The sequence below is a fragment of the Calothrix rhizosoleniae SC01 genome (assembly GCF_900185595.1).
Lineage (GTDB): Bacteria > Cyanobacteriota > Cyanobacteriia > Cyanobacteriales > Nostocaceae > Calothrix_A > Calothrix_A rhizosoleniae.
In genome coordinates this window covers 1-18,009 of the sequence record NZ_FYBH01000164.1, presented here as the reverse complement: position 1 = coordinate 18,009, position 18,009 = coordinate 1, and the positions used below count along the sequence as shown (strand labels likewise).

General features: G+C 40.7%; 11 protein-coding genes and 2 pseudogenes. 6 read left to right on the top strand and 7 right to left on the bottom strand.

Features of this window, described 5'->3' with window-relative positions:
- Positions 1 to 145: 145 nt before the first annotated feature.
- Positions 146 to 1,594: an NHLP bacteriocin system secretion protein gene (locus CALSC_RS09915; RefSeq protein WP_088241189.1), complete on the bottom strand. Its 1,449-nt coding sequence runs from the start codon at positions 1,592 to 1,594 to the stop codon at positions 146 to 148.
- A gap of 880 nt (positions 1,595 to 2,474) precedes the next feature.
- Here CALSC_RS09915 and CALSC_RS09910 point away from each other — a divergent pair.
- Positions 2,475 to 4,676: an NHLP family bacteriocin export ABC transporter peptidase/permease/ATPase subunit gene (locus tag CALSC_RS09910; protein WP_235006750.1), complete on the top strand. Its 2,202-nt coding sequence runs from the start codon at positions 2,475 to 2,477 to the stop codon at positions 4,674 to 4,676.
- A 19-nt stretch (positions 4,677 to 4,695) separates the two neighbouring features.
- Here CALSC_RS09910 and CALSC_RS09905 read toward each other — a convergent pair.
- Together CALSC_RS09905 and CALSC_RS26395 are read right to left on the bottom strand one after the other, a co-directional pair.
- A pseudogene (locus CALSC_RS09905) lies at positions 4,696 to 5,124 on the bottom strand (Uma2 family endonuclease); the annotation flags it as partial.
- A 109-nt stretch (positions 5,125 to 5,233) separates the two neighbouring features.
- Positions 5,234 to 5,374, bottom strand: a complete 141-nt coding sequence (locus CALSC_RS26395; RefSeq protein ID WP_159460595.1) for a hypothetical protein — start codon at positions 5,372 to 5,374, stop codon at positions 5,234 to 5,236.
- 267 nt (positions 5,375 to 5,641) lie between these two features.
- Here CALSC_RS26395 and CALSC_RS09900 point away from each other — a divergent pair, with 267 nt between their 5' ends.
- Together CALSC_RS09900 and CALSC_RS09895 are read left to right on the top strand one after the other, a co-directional pair.
- Positions 5,642 to 5,947 carry a hypothetical protein gene (locus CALSC_RS09900; protein ID WP_088241186.1) on the top strand — a complete coding sequence of 102 codons (306 nt, stop codon included), beginning with the start codon at positions 5,642 to 5,644 and terminating at the stop codon, positions 5,945 to 5,947.
- A gap of 149 nt (positions 5,948 to 6,096) precedes the next feature.
- The gene (locus CALSC_RS09895; protein ID WP_088241185.1) at positions 6,097 to 7,176 is read left to right on the top strand and encodes a tetratricopeptide repeat protein; all 1,080 of its coding nucleotides are present in this window, start codon (positions 6,097 to 6,099) and stop codon (positions 7,174 to 7,176) included.
- Positions 7,177 to 7,224: 48 nt separating this feature from the next.
- Here the strand turns inward: CALSC_RS09895 and CALSC_RS09890 are convergent.
- Positions 7,225 to 7,395: pseudogene (locus tag CALSC_RS09890) on the bottom strand (Uma2 family endonuclease); the annotation flags it as partial.
- Positions 7,396 to 8,285: 890 nt separating this feature from the next.
- Between CALSC_RS09890 and CALSC_RS09885 the strand changes: the two are divergent.
- From CALSC_RS09885 to CALSC_RS09875, 3 genes are all read left to right on the top strand, one after another.
- Complete coding sequence (locus CALSC_RS09885; protein WP_088241183.1) at positions 8,286 to 10,412, top strand: NHLP bacteriocin export ABC transporter permease/ATPase subunit; 2,127 nt, start codon at positions 8,286 to 8,288, stop codon at positions 10,410 to 10,412.
- Positions 10,413 to 10,674: 262 nt separating this feature from the next.
- A complete protein-coding gene (locus CALSC_RS09880) occupies positions 10,675 to 11,484 on the top strand; it encodes a hypothetical protein (protein ID WP_088241182.1) in 810 nt (269 codons plus the stop codon).
- A 59-nt stretch (positions 11,485 to 11,543) separates the two neighbouring features.
- Positions 11,544 to 12,428, top strand: a complete 885-nt coding sequence (locus tag CALSC_RS09875; RefSeq protein WP_088241181.1) for a ParA family protein — start codon at positions 11,544 to 11,546, stop codon at positions 12,426 to 12,428.
- Positions 12,429 to 12,491: 63 nt separating this feature from the next.
- On the opposite strand, the gene ctpC is transcribed toward CALSC_RS09875, so the two are convergent.
- From ctpC to CALSC_RS09860, 3 genes are all read right to left on the bottom strand, one after another.
- Positions 12,492 to 13,784 carry a carboxyl-terminal processing protease CtpC gene (ctpC, locus tag CALSC_RS09870; RefSeq protein WP_088241210.1) on the bottom strand — a complete coding sequence of 431 codons (1,293 nt, stop codon included), beginning with the start codon at positions 13,782 to 13,784 and terminating at the stop codon, positions 12,492 to 12,494.
- Positions 13,785 to 13,937: 153 nt separating this feature from the next.
- Positions 13,938 to 15,164 carry a (E)-4-hydroxy-3-methylbut-2-enyl-diphosphate synthase gene (gene ispG, locus CALSC_RS09865; RefSeq protein WP_088241180.1) on the bottom strand — a complete coding sequence of 409 codons (1,227 nt, stop codon included), beginning with the start codon at positions 15,162 to 15,164 and terminating at the stop codon, positions 13,938 to 13,940.
- Positions 15,165 to 15,260: 96 nt separating this feature from the next.
- Positions 15,261 to 18,009, bottom strand: a 2,749-nt coding sequence (locus tag CALSC_RS09860) for a hybrid sensor histidine kinase/response regulator (RefSeq protein ID WP_143288209.1), incomplete at its 5' end; no start/stop codon positions are given.

Genomic DNA, 18,009 nt, shown 5'->3' with positions numbered 1-18,009 from the left:
TATATTACGGGATAGGCAATTTGTCTATCCCTTTTTAGATTCCTGGGGGAAGAATCGATTAAAACTTATTTCTCCTCCCGACCCCTAAGACCTAACCCCAATCCTAATTTTATCCTTGTTGTCACTCATTAAGATCTCACATCCATCAGCTACCTGAAATCCCGCTCCACTCTCTTAAAATGGGTAAAACAAAGGTGATGGGTTTTCTCTGCTCCACTGTCACCCTGACTGTTGTGGTAGTTCCGGAAGAAATTTCTAACTCTGGTCCCAATGAAGATGACCATTTGTAGCCACTGGCGGTTTTGGGATCTAGTTGTAGTTGAGCCAGAGCTTCAATTTTTCCCCCTCCTTCACCCATTAATGCTTTTACCACCTCCGGGTTTCCCACTACGGAAACAGCACCTTCTGGAGTGACAGGGAAGGGTGTAACTTCTGTAATTTTACCGTTAATACCGCCAAATCTTGTGCGTTTGACTGTATCCGGTGTGATTAAAATTTCCATGCCTGGATGAATTCTTTTCCCATCTTCAACAGCAAAATAAGTTACACTCATCATGTCTGTGGCTGACCCTGTGGTTTTCAGAGTTCCTAAACGTGAACCAGGGCTTAAGTATTGTCCTCTAGTAGCGGTGATTTCCACAATACATCCACTGTGGAGACTTTTAATGATACTGTTGTCTGCAACTTCCTTTTGTAAGCGGGCGATGGCTTGCTGTATTTCCTGGATTTGATTTTTTGAACTGTTTGCGGCTTCGAGGTTATCCTGTTCTATTTGTTTGCTACGGGTGTCTAATTTTTCTAATTCGGCGTTGATTTGAGTAATATTATTGGTGTTTTCTTGGTATTTCTGTTGTAGTTCCGTTTCTTGTACCCGCAATTGTTGCAATTGTGCTTGAATCTCTGAGAGATTCTGGCGGCTTTGGCGATATTCTTGTTCTGCTTGTAATACCCGTTCCGAGGAAATTGCTCCCTGTTGTTGTAATTGTCGTTGTTTTACCATTCGCTGTTCTAGGATAGGGGTTAATTCTTGAGCATCTTTGAGCTTTTGCTGTAGGTTAAGACGCTGTTGAGAAATGCTATTTAACCCTTCTTCTTGAATGCGGGGAGTCAATTTTTGAGTATCTTGTAGCCTTTGTTGTAGACTAGTGCGTTCTGCGCTGATGGCTGCGGTTTCTAGTTGGGTGCGTTGTTGACGGACTGCTGTAGTTTTTGCTACTTGTTGTTGGAATTGGGCGAGTTTATCCCGTTGTTGTTGCAATTGTTGCTTTTTATCTGAGGGGTCAATAATTCCTAGGATGTCGTCTTTTTTGACACATTGACCATTGCGGATATCTAAGGATTGCAACTGTCCAGAGATGGGTGATTGCAATTGTAGTACGCGCCTGGGGTTGATGAGTACGCCTTTACCCGTGACGGTGATGGGGATATTGCCAAATATGCTCCAGATTACTCCGAGAATGCCGAAGCAAGCTAATGCAGCCAATGGTAGCCAATCTGTAGGGCTAACTACTTGCATGAGGGTATCTAGCCGTTCTGGGGAAGATAGGCGATTTAGGGCTTGTTGGCGAAAGATACGGGATTTTTTTTCAGGCATAGATTACTATTCTAATGTCCAATCCTCCATTTTTAATTTGTACCGTTAATATGTGATTGCGTTCACGAAGTGTTCTCTCTTAGGGAAGTAAAAACGATGTATCTGAAAGCTTCTCGTAGAGTAGTGACCCCACAATCTGCAGCATTAACGATTGGATGAGATTACCATGTTCCACTAGCTTACGGGAAGCCAAGTTGAGGTAGTCAGCTAACAAAACTTATATTAAAACCCCTTGAAACTAAATTTTGGGTCAGTATAGTATTGAAGTATTCATTTTCATTTAAAATAGAGGTCTGAGAAAATGAAGAAAGAAAAGCATAAAAAGTATACAAAGTCAAAACTGACTAAACTCTCATTATCAGAATTAAAAATTGTATCAAGCTCTCAAGGCAGTGGAGTAGCATTGGTCCAATTAGATTCAGATGTTGTTACACGATAGCGATATCGATAGGATATTGATAGCCCCCTTTCCCCCGTATAAGGAAAGAACATATCACAGACCGTTGACAAAGCCAGGAAGAAGTAGGAGAGCAGGGAGCTCTTAGCAAGGGAGAAACCCCATACATGAATGTAGAGAGCAGCGCGCAGAAAGGGGGTCTCCCCCATGAGCGACTGCATCAAGAAAGGAATTATTGAGCCTTATGCTTATGCATCGCAGCACAATAATTTCTAATTCTTCCACAAATAAATTTGGGGCTTGTATCCTTTTCTTTTTCGGTCACCTTAAGTGGGTGTGGAAAGCAACAAACAGCATTGGAAGTAATCCAGTCTCCCTAAGATTGAAATCCCAGTTGGGTTATCGGTTTAAGTTTTCTGATACGATAAAACATAACTTTATACTCCCCACCCCTTGCGTGTCAGAACTCCCACGGTCTTACAAATGGAAGCAGTCGAATGCGGAGCTGCTTCCTTAGCTATTGTTCTTGCCTACTACAATCGCATTGTCCCCTTAGCGGAACTCCGTATTGAATGCGGGGTTTCCCGTGATGGAAGCAAAGCCTCTAATGTGATTCTGGCTGCGAGACGCTACGGAATGGAAGCCGATGGCTTTAAGGCAGAAGATATAGAACAAATTAAAGAATTATCTCCTCCCTTTATTGTCTTTTGGAAGTTCAATCACTTCCTGGTGGTGGAAGGGTGGAATAAACATTGGGTGTTTCTCAATGACCCCGCAACTGCTCCCCGCAGGGTGTCCTGGGAAGAATTTGACGAGGGGTTTACCGGGGTGGTGCTGGTGATGGAACCCGGTGATGATTTTTACCCAGGGGGTCGTAAACCCAGTGTGATTTTCGCCTTAACTGACCGTTTACGGGGTTCTCTGGGGGCGATTTTATACTCAATTTTCGCCGGTTTTTTGTTGGTGTTGCCGGGATTAGCAATTCCCGTATTTAGTCAGGTGTTTGTGGATCAGGTGCTGGTGGAAAACCGCAGCGAATGGTTGCGTCCCCTGATTTTGGGAATGTTACTGGTCACGGTGTTCCAAGGAATACTCACCCTGTTGCGATTGCGATATTTACGCAAGCTACGGATTAAGTTAGCGGTAGGGATGTCTGCCCGTTTTCTGTGGCATATTCTGAGATTACCTGTAAGATTTTATGCTCAAAGGTATGCCGGAGAAGTGGGTAACCGCTCCAGTTTAAACAATAAAGTAGCTCAGGTATTATCTGGGCAATTGGCAACCACGGTGATTGATGCAGTAATGATATTATTCTACGCTGCCGTGATGTTTGCCTATGACTGGGTACTGACTTTAATTGGTATCTGTTTTTCTGCTATCAATGGCTTAGCGTTGCATTGGGTAGCTAGACGGCGGGTGGATGCAAATATGCGTTTAGTGCAGGATTGGGGGAAAATTGCGGGAGTGAGTATTGCTGCACTCCAGAGTATGGAAACCTTGAAAGCATCGGCTTTGGAGTCGGATTTCTTTTCCCGGTGGTCTGGTTATTATGCTAAAGCAGCCACCTCCCAGCAAGAGTTGGAAGTCACGAATCAAATGTTAGGGGTTTTACCCGTATTACTCACCTCCTTAACCTCAATGTTTATTTTAGTTGTTGGGGGTTGGCGGGTAATGGATGGTCATCTCACCATTGGGATGTTGGTCGCGTTTCAGAGTTTAATGTTGAGTTTTCAGCAACCTGTGAATACTTTGGTAGAGTTTGGGACTACTCTCCAGGAATTAGAAGGGGATTTAAATCGTTTAGATGATGTGTTGGGTAATTCTCTAGATATAGAACTAGAGAAGAGGAGAGGGGGAAGTGTGGGGAGTGTGGGGAGTGTGGGAAGTGTGGGGAGACAAGGAGAAATCCAAAATCCAACCCCCCCTGTATCCTCCCAAGGGGGGGAATCCAAAATCCAAAATTTAGAGGGTTATGTAGAATTACGTAACATCACCTTTGGTTACTCCCATGTAGATCCACCATTGATTGAGAATTTCAATTTATCCTTGCAACCAGGACAGCGACTGGCTTTGGTGGGTGCAAGTGGTTCCGGAAAATCTACCCTAGCTAAACTTATCTGCGGACTTTATCAACCTTGGGAAGGAGAAATTCTCTTGGATGGGATTCCCAGAGGAGAAATTCCGCGAGAGGTGTTGGCGATTTCTTTGTCTTTGGTAGAACAGGATATATTTCTCTTTGGAGGCACAGTGCGGGATAATTTGACTTTGTGGGATGGGACAGTCCCAGATGAGGATTTAGCCCAAGCTTGTCGAGATGCGGCTATCCTGGACGCTGTAATGGCAATTCCAGGAGGATATGATGGGGAGTTGCTGGAGGGGGGTGTAAATTTAAGTGGGGGACAAAGACAACGGTTAGAAATTGCTAGGGCTTTGGTGAAGAATCCAGCAATTTTTGTCATGGATGAAGCGACATCTGCATTGGATACCCAAACTGAAGAAATTATTGTGTCAAACCTCAGAAAACGCAACTGTAGTTGTATTTTGGTCGCCCACCGCTTAAGCACAATTCGGGATTGCAATGAGATTATTGTGTTGGATGGGGGTAAGGTAGTGCAACGAGGTACTCATGAGGAGTTATGGGATGAAGGGGGAGAGTATGAAAGATTGATTCGTTCAGAAGGGTGATATCAGTGACATCAATCATCTAATCATTCAGTATTTGTCCTGAAAAAATTTTTTCAATGGGTACTTCAACATCGGAAAAAGCTAAAGGTACAATTTTTCCTGTAACGCATTCTAACTTGATACGATAGCTGATTTTTTCTGGTTCCCGGAAAATAAAAACTTTTTTCGCTTTGACATCGACAACCCAATATTCTAAAACCCCAGCTTGAGCATAAATGCGTTGTTTTTCATTTAAATCCTTACTAAGTACTGAATCAGAAATTTCAATTAGCCAAAAAATATCCTCACTGAAAGGATGATGCTGACTATACTGAAACCAAGGAAGTTTCACAACTGCAATATCAGGTTCGGGTTCGGAATCTGCTAAAGTAATAGGACGAGCTTCACGGATCCAAGCACGATCCTGTAAACGAGTTCGTAAGTAATTTGCCAGTCCTTCCCCATAAACCGTATGAAATGGGCTTTATGGAGTCATTTCTACAATTTCTCCCGATAATAGCTCCACAATGCAACTATATTTGTATTTTGGTAGCGCACCCCTTAATTACAATTCGGGATTAAGCAAACGGATTCGCAAACAGAAGAACACCACCAGTTACATCATCAAGCTGTTCCAGTTGGAGTTGTTGAAGTTGTGGTAGTTTCTTTGCTTGATCTTTCTGAGACTTATTAGCTTTGAGTTGTTGTTTATTTGTCATTGTTTTTACCTCATTTACGAGAAATAGATACTTTCTATTGTAGATTCAGTTACCAGATGTAATCCTCATACCCAATCTCAAACTTCATAATTCTTTGAAAATAATTCTCAACAATAGTGTAAAATGGAATTAAGTGGGCAAAAATTTAAAGTTTTGTTATTGAAAGAGTAGGAAGTATAGATCTGTACTACTAGTATTTTTTCCTGCCTACTTAACTAGCCAGAAAATTCAATCTGTGAGTTCAATTGAATTTTCAGGAGTGAAATCATGAAACTATATAATAAAAATTGCAATCATCCTGCCAAGCAGAAACCATCCTTGGAAAATAAACCTGTCAAAGGTAAGGAACTGCAAGCACTTACCATCACCGAACTAGATACGATCGCTGGAGCTGGATTAAATTTGGGAAACCACAATGAAACGGTGGTGAAGTTTGCCAATCAGCCTAGTAAACAGCAACCATCCTTGGAAAATAAGCCTACCAAAGATAAGGAACTGCAAGAACTTACCATCGCCGAACTAGATGCGATCGCTGGGGCTGGAATTGGCACAAGTCCCATTTACGAACCATAACCAAACAATTGTTAGCCTTACCTAACTGACGAATATGCGTCTAGTATTATTAGTTACAAAGTAAGGGCGTATTATGCTACGCCCTTAATACTTGTTTTTTCCGCCTGTTTCCTGGGTTTCCACTTTGCCAAAATCTGGAGAATAGTCGTATGATTGACAACTTCAAACCAACCATTCAACAGATGGATCTTCTCCAGGCTGAACAACGTTACTCTGAAGCAGAAGCCCTATGCAATCAAACCATCAAAGATTTACCATCTTCCCAACAAGGGTGCATGGTTCAGATAAGCTTGCAAAACCGCCTTGCATCCATTCTAGAAGCCCAGTCCCGCTACGATCAAGCCCTCGCCACAGTTCATTCCGCACAAGCAACTTTAGAAACAATCAAAGTCAGTATATACCCTTATATAGCTCTTTCCTTGGAAATAACAACCTTGTCTACCCTTGGCACTCTCCAACGCATTCAAGGCAATTATGCTGAAGCAGAACAAACTTACCAACGGGCAATTCAACTCATAGAAACCCAAGACACAGAGCAATATCAATCTAAAAAGACTCAGCTTGCCAATAATTTAGCAATAGTCTATAAATACTGGGGCAAATTTGATGCAGCCGAACGTCTCTATCAGCAAACATTAGCCACCTTACGATCACAATACGGCAACCACCATCCAGATATTGCCGCAATTTATCATAACCTGGCAGGACTCCATCATGCCCGTGGAAACTACCAAACCGCAGAAACTTGGGCACGTCAATCCTATCAACTCCACCTAAAATTATTTGGCTCCCACCATCCTCAAACCATTGCAGATGAAGCAGCATTAGGTTCGATTTTACACGGACTTAAGCAATGGGATGAAGCGATTACATACTTTAAAACAGCCATTAACTTTTTTGAACAACAGTTTGGTTCAGTTCACTACGATGTTGCTCTTAATCTCAATAATCTCGCAGCATCTGAGCAAGCTAAGGGTAATTTATCTCAAGCCGAACAAGTCTATCGACGCGCTTTAGAAATAAAAACTCAACTCTTAGGTGAATTCCATCCCGACATCGCTATTACCTTAAATAACCTCGCATCTGTATTGAAACAAAGAGGAAAAATAGCAGAAGCCAAGAAATTTTTTGAGCAAGCAAGAGCAATTTTTGCAACTACCCTTGGTCAAGAACATCCTAACACCCAAATCTGTGAAGATAATATTAATTCATTGGCAATTGTCAAATAAATATCTGGATTACAAAAATACCAAACTTGTTAATTGAACCTGCGGAATGTGGGTTCTAAGCCTTAATGCTGCTGACATATAAACAATTCCTTCTATTAATTCCGCTTTTTTAAGCTTTGGCATCTTTTCATAACGACGCTCAAATTCAATTCGAGTCAATTTATCTCCATTTTCTAAGGGAGGAATTGTTGAACCAGGCTTGGTAATAATTTGAGTCATAATTATTACTCTAAATCTCTACCTTGAAAATTTTTTGCTTATTTATATATTAAAGTTTTATGAAAATCTGACCATCACAGAGATTTTTTATGTGTAGAATTTAGCGATCGCATTCTTTAGAATAGGTGAGATAAAATGCGATCGCACAACTGTAGTTGTATTGTGGTAGCGCTAGGTCATAAAAAATGCGGATTTTTCTTCCTAGAGATAGATGTAATTGAATAGGTAAATACTAAGATTTAGATGTACAAATTTCTGCAGCTGAGCAGAAGTTGGAGGACTTTATGAAAAATCAAATAAAAGAAGGGGAATACTCATCTACATCTGTTTCTATTCCCTCAAACTTCTCCAAGCTCACACTATCTGAATTAGACAATGTGTCAGCAGGTTCTCACACAAGTTCTTACATTATTAGAAGAAGGATTAGTATTGAACGAAAAATCAATGTGAATGGCATCAAGTATTGTTATAGTTACAAGAATGTTAACGGTGTTGTAACCATCAATACGGAATGTTAAACCGTGATAGAAAACGTTTAATGGGGATACCCGGAGAAATTCCCCTGTTAACATGAAAATTCCCTAGTAAACTTAAGTCTACTTCGCCTATTAGCCCGAAAATTCATTTCTGGGTGGGTGTGAAAGCTAACTCCTGACGTTTAAACAATCGCATTTTTGTCATAGTACGGAATCTTGCCCTTTGCCTATTAAACCCATAGACATAACTTATATTCAAACTCTGGCAGGTGGCACAAGCGGAGCATACCCCTAAAATTCAAAAGTCAAAATTACTTTTTGGTATTTTGTAACGAAAGGCTAACCTCAACTAGAAGCTTACTTCGACCGTAGCACTGGTTGAGGTCTTATTGTTTTGTTTTCCACCCCTCTCCCATGACAGAAAAAGCCCTCCGGGAACTCGCATCCATCCTCAACCCCACCAACCACATCCCCCCAGGAGAAACCCCCCTATTAATCGCTGTGGGTGCTGTAGGTAAATCCTTAGGGATAGCCATCCGTCCCCCCGCTAAATCGGAAAATTCCCATACTCTAGAAGGAATAGCCCGCGCTTCCGGTTTCCGTACCCGTCGCGTCACCCTCACACCCAACTGGTGGAAAACAGATTGTGGTTCCCTCCTGGCTTTTACCAAAGAAGAAAATCAACCCGTCGCCATCTTACCCGTCAAGGCAACAAAATATGAGATACTAGACCCATTAGAATTGACCCATTCCCCTGTCAATCGCCACACTGCTGCAAAACTCGCACCCATCGCCTATACCTTTTATCGTCCTTTCCCTAATAAAGAACTTACAGTCTGGGATGTACTGCAATTTACTTTCAGAGGACATAACGCAGACTTCTCAAAAATACTCTTGGTAGGTGTAATTGCCACCTTATTCGGCATGGTAACACCCCAAATCACGGGTATGCTCATCGACTACGCCATTCCCGATACCAATCGCCAATTATTAATCCAAATGGGACTGGGCTTGTTTGCTACCAGTTTTGGGGTGATGATATTCCAATTGGCTCAAAGTTTCACCATTCTCAGATTACAAACCCAAGTCAGTTTTGATACCCAAGCTGCTGTTTGGGATAGATTACTGAAACTCAAACCTGCTTTTTTCCGCCAATATTCCATCGGGGATTTACACAACCGGGTGTCCGCCATTTCCCAGATACGTAACCGCCTCAGTGGTAGCATTTTGCGGACTCTGTTTACTAGTGTGTTCTCCCTACTGAATCTGGGATTGTTGATGATCTACAGCTTTCCTCTAGCATTGGTGGCAACGGGCATTGCGTTGGTGGCAATAATTATTACTACTATATCTGGGATAATTATTAGACAAAAAATGCGTCCCTTACAACAACTTTCTGGGGAAGTTTTTGGGTTGACGGTGCAGTTAATCGGGGGAGTATCCAAACTGCGAGTAGCGGCGGCAGAGGCAGAGGCATTTGCTTGTTGGGCAAAGAAATATACTCAGCAGGTAAAACTAATCTTGAGTACCCAGTTGGTGGAAGATTTGCTCACAGCTTTTAATGTCATCTTACCCCCAGTCAGTTCTATGGTGCTGTTTGGGTTGACTGTGGCTTTAATGGGACAATCCCAGGAACAGGGACTATCTACGGGGACATTTCTGGCATTTAACGCTGCCTTTGGCATATTTATCACCAGTGCCACCAGATTAAGCAATACCCTAATTGATATCTTAGAAATCACCATTTTATGGGAACGTGCCCAACCCATATTACAGACATCAACAGAGGTTGATGCTCACAAGTATCATCCCGGCAAGCTTAATGGTGGCGTAAAATTAAACCAGTTATGCTTCCGTTATCGTCAGGATAGTCCCCTAGTTTTAGATGGTACCACCTTGGAGGCGCGACCAGGGGAATTTATTGCCATTGTGGGAGTATCGGGAAGTGGTAAATCCACCATTGTGAGATTGCTGTTGGGCTTTGAAACCCCAGAAGCGGGAACCATATTTTATGATGATAGGGATTTGTCAGGATTGGATATTGCCGCAGTGCGACGACAGTTGGGGGTAGTGCTGCAAAATGGGCGAATCATGAGTGGTTCCATTTGGGAAAATATTGCTGGGGGTGCCATTGTCAGCCAAGATGAAGCTTGGGAGGCGTTGCAAATGGCAGGGTTAGCCGAAGATGTGCAAACAATGCCTATGGGTATACATACAATTATCTCCGAAGGGGGCGGGAATTTATCCGGGGGACAGCGACAGAGGTTATTTATTGCCCGTGCTTTGGTACATAAACCGCAGATATTATTGTTTGATGAAGCGACATCTGCATTGGATAATCGTACCCAGGGGATTGTAACTCAAAGTTTAGAACAGTTGGGGGTGACTCGTGTGGTAATTGCCCATCGTTTGAGTACCATTCGTCATGCAGATAGGATTTATGTGTTGGATAGGGGGAAAATAGTCCAGCAGGGGAGTTTTGAGGAATTGGCGGTGGTGGAGGGATTGTTTGCTGATTTGATGGCGCGACAGATGGCGTAGAGTGGGGAGCAAGGGAGCGGAAGAGCAGAGGATTTTAAAAATCAAATACCTCGTTGTTCAAAGTAGCAACAAGTAATTTTGACTTTTGACTTTATACCAATTCAAATAATGTTTGCGACACATAAATTTTTTGTAGGGAACATCTACAACTTTTTGGTATGTTAAATTATCTTACTGGTGCCGTGCCTTACCCATCTGTCCTATTCTTTTTTCAAAATGGCATTAATATTTTTTTATGTGATTGAAGCGAGGTAAAAATGATATGAAAAATATTTTTTTGACAATTGCGATCGCTATTTTTCCCCTAACAATCATCAGTTGTAAGAATTCATCTTCCAATACAGTTAACGAAACAGCAAATACAGCCACACCAACTCAGGTAGATGCCCAATCATCAAACAACACTACTCCAATTAGCAACGAAGGTAGTAAAACAATAGAAACCGATATTTTTAAGCAAAATAATCTCGACAATAAACCCAAATTAGCTACTATCAAAAATATAGTTAATGGTGACTTAAAATGCTATGTCACTTTAGTTGATAACAAAGGTAATAAAAGGGAAATAGGGGCAACTTTTGAAGTTTGCGAGGAAAAAGACAAATTCTTAAACAAGAAAGTTAATTTAAGCTATAAAAATGTCAAAGTTAATGATTGTGAAAGTGCAGAGCCTTGTGGCAAAACAAAAACAGAATCCTTAATTACCACAATGAATATTGTGGGAGATGAATCATCAACCACATCCGATCAAAATAACTCCCAAACCCTCAGCAATGGTGAATGGAAAATCGTCATTGGTAACAGAAGATCTTGGTCTGGTGTAAATGGTACAGGTAATTTAAGTTACCGTGGATGTAATACTAAGGGTCAATGTCTGGAATTGACAGGAGGTAAAGTGACCTGTAGACAAGGTATGTGTACCACAGGCTGGAAAAATGGTAACTATACCTATATAGTTAAACAACCAATTACTGAAGGTAGCCAACAAAATAATTCATCATTGACAACCTTGGAAGTACGTAAAAACGGTAAAGTTATCCTTGCAGCCAAAGGGTTTAAAACAATTAATTAGAATTGAAAAACAAAAAAATACCTAGCTGGCTGGGAATGCGTCATCAGAGGATTTAAGCAATGGGATATGTAGTTTCAACTGCAAATATGAAAGGTGGAGTCGGTAAAACTACTCTTACCGTTAATATTGCTACTTGTTTAGCAAAAAATCATGGTAAACGAGTTTTAGTACTGGATTTGGATACTCAAATTAGTGCCACACTAAGTTTGATGTCACCAATGGAATTTGCTAAACGACGAAAAAAAAGACAGACTTTTAGATATTTACTCGATCAAATAATTAATCCAGATTCCAAGCCCAAGTATATAATTCAAGACATTATTCAACCGAATGTTTGTAATCTATCAGGACTTGATTTATTACCCGGAGATATTGACTTATATGATGAATTTCTGGTATCAGAAATGCTACATGAACAAGCAGTAGCCTTGGGTGAAAACAACTTTGAAACTATTTGGAATCGCTTTGAGAGGGTACTGCTAGGAAAAATATTAGAACCAATTCGTCAGGATTATGATTTTATTATTCTTGACTGCGCTCCTGGCTACAATCTTTTAACTCGTAGTGCTTTAGCTGCTAGTAATTTTTACATCCTTCCTGCAAAACCAGAACCATTATCTGTAGTAGGTATTCAGTTATTAGAAAGAAGAATTGGACAGTTAAAAGAAAGCCACGAACAGGAAGCAGAAATAGACATTAAAATCCTGGGAATAGTCTTTACAATGTCAAATACTAATTTATTAACTGGCAGATACTATAAACAAGTTATGCACCGTGTTAATCAAGATTTTGGTAGTAACAAGATTTTTCAGACCCAAATACCCGTAGATGTAAATGTAGCTAGAGCAGTTGATAGTTTTTCTCCTGTTGTTATCAACAGTCCTCAGTCAACTGGTTCAAAAGCATTCTCTCAGTTGACCCAAGAATTACTGCAAAAGCTGTAAACTTGACACAAGGGGTGAGTAAATATTTACACACCCCACTGACTATTTACAAATTAATTCCGCTTACTTTTTACTTTTTTCTGCCCTCGTTGAATTTTGAGCAGCAATTTTCTTTCCTAAAACTTCTACAGCTTTAGCAAATTGTGGATCTTTGAGAGTACCAACATTTTGCCGCTCTTTTAACCATAGAGTTTTCCGTTCTTCATCACTCATTTCCAACTTGATATCAGGGGCAATTCCTTGCTTATTAAGATCTCTACCACTAGGAGTAAAATATTTAGCAATTGTGACTGCTACACCAGAACCATCGTCTAGGGGACGTACTGATTGCACTAATCCCTTACCAAAAGTCTTAGAACCAAGTAAAGTCGCCCGTTTATTGTCCTGCAAAGCACCAGAGAGAATTTCACTGGCACTAGCACTACCTTTATCCACTAGGATTACCATCGGTTTCTTCGTTAATGACCTACCTCTGGCAACTTCCCGTTCCCTTTCCCCGAAACGACTCTTGGTAGAAACAATTGTCCCTTTATCCAACCACATACGGGCAATTTCCACACTAGAATACAGCAACCCACCAGGATTACCACGCAAGTCTAAAACAAATCCTACGACTCTCTTACCTTCTAAAGTCTTGATTGCATCTCGCATTTCCTTACTGGCATTAGCACTAAATTGCTTGAGACGAATGTAACCAATAAGACCTTGTGGTGTTGATTGTTGAGAAAAATTGACTGGGTGAATTTCAATCTTTGCCCTGACAATTTTCACATCTTTCTGCTTGCCATTACGCAAAATTGTCAGAATTACACTAGTTCCTACCTTACCGCGAATGAGGGAAACAGCCTGATTTGTATCTATCCCTTCAGTACTTTTACCATCTATCTTGGTAATAATATCCTTGGCTTGTATCCCTGCCTTAAAAGCTGGTGTATCTTCAATCGGGGCAATTACAGTTAGCTTTTTTGTATCCTCATCCATCCCTATTTGGATCCCAACCCCTGTTAACTCCCCAGAGGTATCCACCTGCATATTCTTGAATTCCTTTGGATCCATAAACCGGGTGTAGGGGTCATCCAGTCTTTTCAGCATTTCCCGGATGGACTTATAAGCCTCTTCTTTGTTGCTATATGGCTTATTCAAATATTCTCGACGAACAGCTTGCCAATCTACTTGATTAAAAGTTCCATCTACATATTGGCGATGAATAATTTGCCATACTTCGTCCACCAATTCCTTGGGACTTTCTTTGAATAAAGCTTGTCCTTGAGAGTGGATGCCTAGGCTAGTAACAGCAATTGTAGATAGCGTTACTGCCGTCGCACCTAAAACAAGCCCATTTTTATTAATCACCATAATGACAGCTGCTCGGCTAGATAAAAAAATAGTCAGTATGCCCAATCTAACACAGCCTTCACTGTTCAGACTGGGCATACGTTATTATTTCCTTATAAATATTTTGCGATCCGGCTATCTGAGTGATAGTTGATACAAAACTTATGGAAAATTTTAAGGTTCTACCCAAAGTCCGTCAACTTTTATTAAATTAATTAACTCTTCTACACCTTGATCTTCGGGAACTTTTTTAATTTCTTCCCTGCCGCGATAGAGAGAAATATAACCAGGGGTTTTGCCAACATAACCATAGTCAGCATCCGCCATTTCTCCTGGCCCATTTACAATACAACCCATAACGGCAATATCCAAGCCGGTGAGGTGTTTCGTGGCTTCCCGGACTTGATGTAAAACTGACTCTAGGTTAAATAAAGTCCGTCCACACGAGGGACAGGCCACATATTCTACCATAGTTTTCCGCAGACCTAAAGCCTGAAGAATACTATAGCATACAGGAATCTCTTTTTCTGGTGCTTCTGTGAGGGAAACGCGAATAGTATCGCCAATACCATCAGCTAATAAAGTAGCAATGCCCGCAGTGGACTTAATGCGTCCATACTCACCATCACCAGCTTCCGTGACTCCTAAATGTAGGGGATAATCCATACCGAGTAAATCCATCTGCTGTACCATTAGGCGATAGGCAGCAATCATTACAGGCACACGAGAAGCTTTCATGGAAATTACTAGGTTGCGGAAATCGAGAGATTCGCAGATGCGAATAAACTCCAGAGCAGATTGCACCATACCTTCTGGAGTATCCCCATAGGTAAATAGCATTCTTTCTGCCAGGGATCCATGATTAACCCCAATCCGCATGGCTTTACCTTGATCCCGTAAAGAAATTACTAAGGGTTCTAGAGTCTCGCGGATTTTGTCACCAATTTCCTCAAATTCACTGGGAGTATATTCTGTTCTATTAGAGTCTGGTTTTTCAAACACATATAACCCTGGATTAATTCGTACCTTTTCTATGTGTTTGGAAACTTCCAAGGCAATTTTCATCCCGTTGTGATGCACATCAGCAACGATGGGTACATCTTGATAAGTTTTGATTAACTTTTCTTTAATTTCTGATAAAGCTCTGGCATGAGCCATACTAGGCACGGTTACACGGACAATTTCGCAACCAATTTCATGGAGACGACGAATTGCCCCTACAGAGCCTTCAATGTCCAGAGTATCTTCATTAATCATTGATTGCACCACCACGGGGTTGTTTCCCCCAATAATGACGTTACCAACCCTTACAGGGCGGGTTTTGCGCCGTTTAATGGTGGTATCAAAAGTCTGTTGACTGGATACGGCATTTGCTGTTGTGGGTGTGGGCAGAGTTTGCATAACCTCTTTGCTGTAACGAAAATATCAGATTTTCTTAGTCTCTGCTTTTCAGATTGCCATATTTAGGTTAATTTTGAACCAAAATAATCCAACCGATTAACTAGCGCTCACTAACTTTTCACCGTTTAACATTTTATTAGCAGCTTCCAACAGAGCTTCTTCCAAATAGGGTTTAGTAAAGTAACCGCTAGCACCTAATTCAACAGCCATTTTTCGGTGTTTATCCGCACCTCTGGAAGTTAACATAGCGATGGGTAACTTTTGTAAATCAGGGTCTTTTTGAATGCGAGACAATAACTCTAAACCATCACATCTAGGCATTTCAATATCGCAGAACACCAAATCGCAAGGTAAACCAGAGCGTAATTTATTCCAAGCTTCCTGACCATCTCTTGCTTGTTCCACACGATACCCTGCCTTATTAAAGGTTAAGGATAGTAATTCTCTGACTGTAATTGAGTCATCTACAATTAACACCGTGGGGTCACTCTTTCTTGACGCTGGTTCTGAAGTAATTGGAGGAGAATTTTGCTCCCAGAATGAACTAACACCACTTTGGTTAGGCGTACGTCCTTGGAAGATGTCAATAATTTCTAAGACATCAGCAATGGGCATAATTCGTCCATCACCAAGGACTGTTGCACCTGCTACACCAACGGGTTTAGGTGCTGGGCCTTCAAATTGTTTAATCGCAATTTCTTGTTCATTCAACACCTGATCGACTTCTAAAGCCAGTAAACTATTAGCAGATCGCACAATAATTGCGGACATCATATCATCATCACGATTACCGCCGTAGACACTACCACGACTCAATTGACGATTGAATGTTAATAAATCCTTCAGGGGTTTAAATGGTAGTTTGGTATCATGCCAATTAATAAATACTTGTCCTTCGGCATTATATTGAACCTGTTTTGAGTCGATATCTAAAGTGTCTTCTACCCCATCCATAGGGAAAGCAATTCGCGCTTTATTTGATACACAGAACAGGGCTTTACAAATACTCAAAGTTAAAGGTAGGCGGATGGTAAAGCTAGTTCCCTTACCAATAGTGGAATCAACATTAATGATACCTCTAATCTCACCAATTTTTGTCCGAACAACATCCATCCCTACTCCTCTACCACCTAACATATCAGCTTGCTCTTTGGTGCTGAAACCGGGATGAAAGAGCAATTCATAGGTATCTTTAGGAGATAGATTTTTTGCTTCTTCTGGGGTAATTAAACTCATCTTCAAGGCTTTTGCTTTCACCTTTGCAGGATCAATCCCTGCACCATCATCGCTCACAGAAATTACAGTTTGATTACCTTGGTGGAAAGCAGAAACATTGATAGTTCCTGTTTCATTCTTACCTGCGGCTATACGTTCCTCTGGGGTTTCAATTCCATGAGCGATCGCATTATTCAGTAAATGATTCAGAGGATTACCTAGATGTTCCAGAATCATTTTGTCAATTAAAGTATCTCGACCTTGGATGTCTAATTTGACCTGCTTACCAGATTTAATGGCATTATCCCGCACACCTCGCGGTAAAATATCTGTGGCGATGGAAAATGGTTCCATACGCGATCGCGTTAATCCCTCTTGTAGCTGAGTTGTTACCTGTCTAAATTGTCGAGCTACCTGCTCACTTTCTTCGACAACAAATTCAATATCACTGGATGACTCCCGTACCCGGACAATTAATTCAATCATTTGTTGGGATAAGGTATGGAAGGGAGTAAAATGATCAATTTCCAGTTCTGTTAAACCCCGGTCATTTTCTTCATTCACCCCTGAATCTTTCTGTTTACGACTGGCTAATAATGAGGCTTCTAGCAAGGAATGCTCGTATAGTTCCTGCATTCTCGACCCTACATCACTTAATTGATGTACCTGATGTAGTAAATTATCTAATGATTGCCGTAAACGCTCCTGATCTTGCTCTAAGGAATTACGATTAACAACTAACTCACCCACCAAATTACTCATATCGTCCAGATGTTTAACTGGCACTTTCATCAATTGTTCAAATCTGGATACGCGAGAGTTAGAATTACGTTTAGGAGAATCTGCCGTTTTTAGCGGTACAGATGCTTTCAGCATTTCCTCTAAATCTTTAAACCCATCTGCAAAGGCATCATCAGCAGATGGGTTTAATGTATCGTACTCAACTTCTGTCTCTGTATCTTCTTCTTGTTGAATAGCTAATTCTGGAGTATCTACATCCAATAAAGCTTCCAAGTTAGCAAATTCTGCTTCTACATTGACATTTTTGGTGTCCGATGTAATGTCCTCACTAATTAATGCTTCTAAATTAGCGAAATCATCTTCATCTGTGGTGTTTATATTTTCAACTATTTGATTGTTTGTGTTTTCAGGCAGCTCAGAATCCAAGTTTATGGTTTCTGTTTCCGTAGTTGTGACTGAAGCTAATGTTGATGATACTGATACATTTTCATCCGTGGGATTACTTGCAGTTAATAACTCATCTGTATCTAGTATTTGTTCTTCGATAACTTCTTGTACATTTTCTTCATTAAATAATTCTGCATCATTATTGATAAAATCAATTTGTGAGTCTTTAGAAGCATTCACATTTTGGATATTCACCTCCGAAGGCAGTACTTTTTCTATTTCTATTGGAGGTGAGATGATATTATCTATATTCTCATGATTTTCTTCTGATGAGAATTCTTGAGATATATCTGATTCTAATGTAGATGAATCATCTATTTTTGGAGAATCTAGATAATTTTCTTCTAATGAGAATTCTTGAGATATATCTGACTCTAATGTAGATGAATCATCTATTTTTGGAGAATCTAGATAATTTTCTTCTAATGAGAATTCTTGGAAT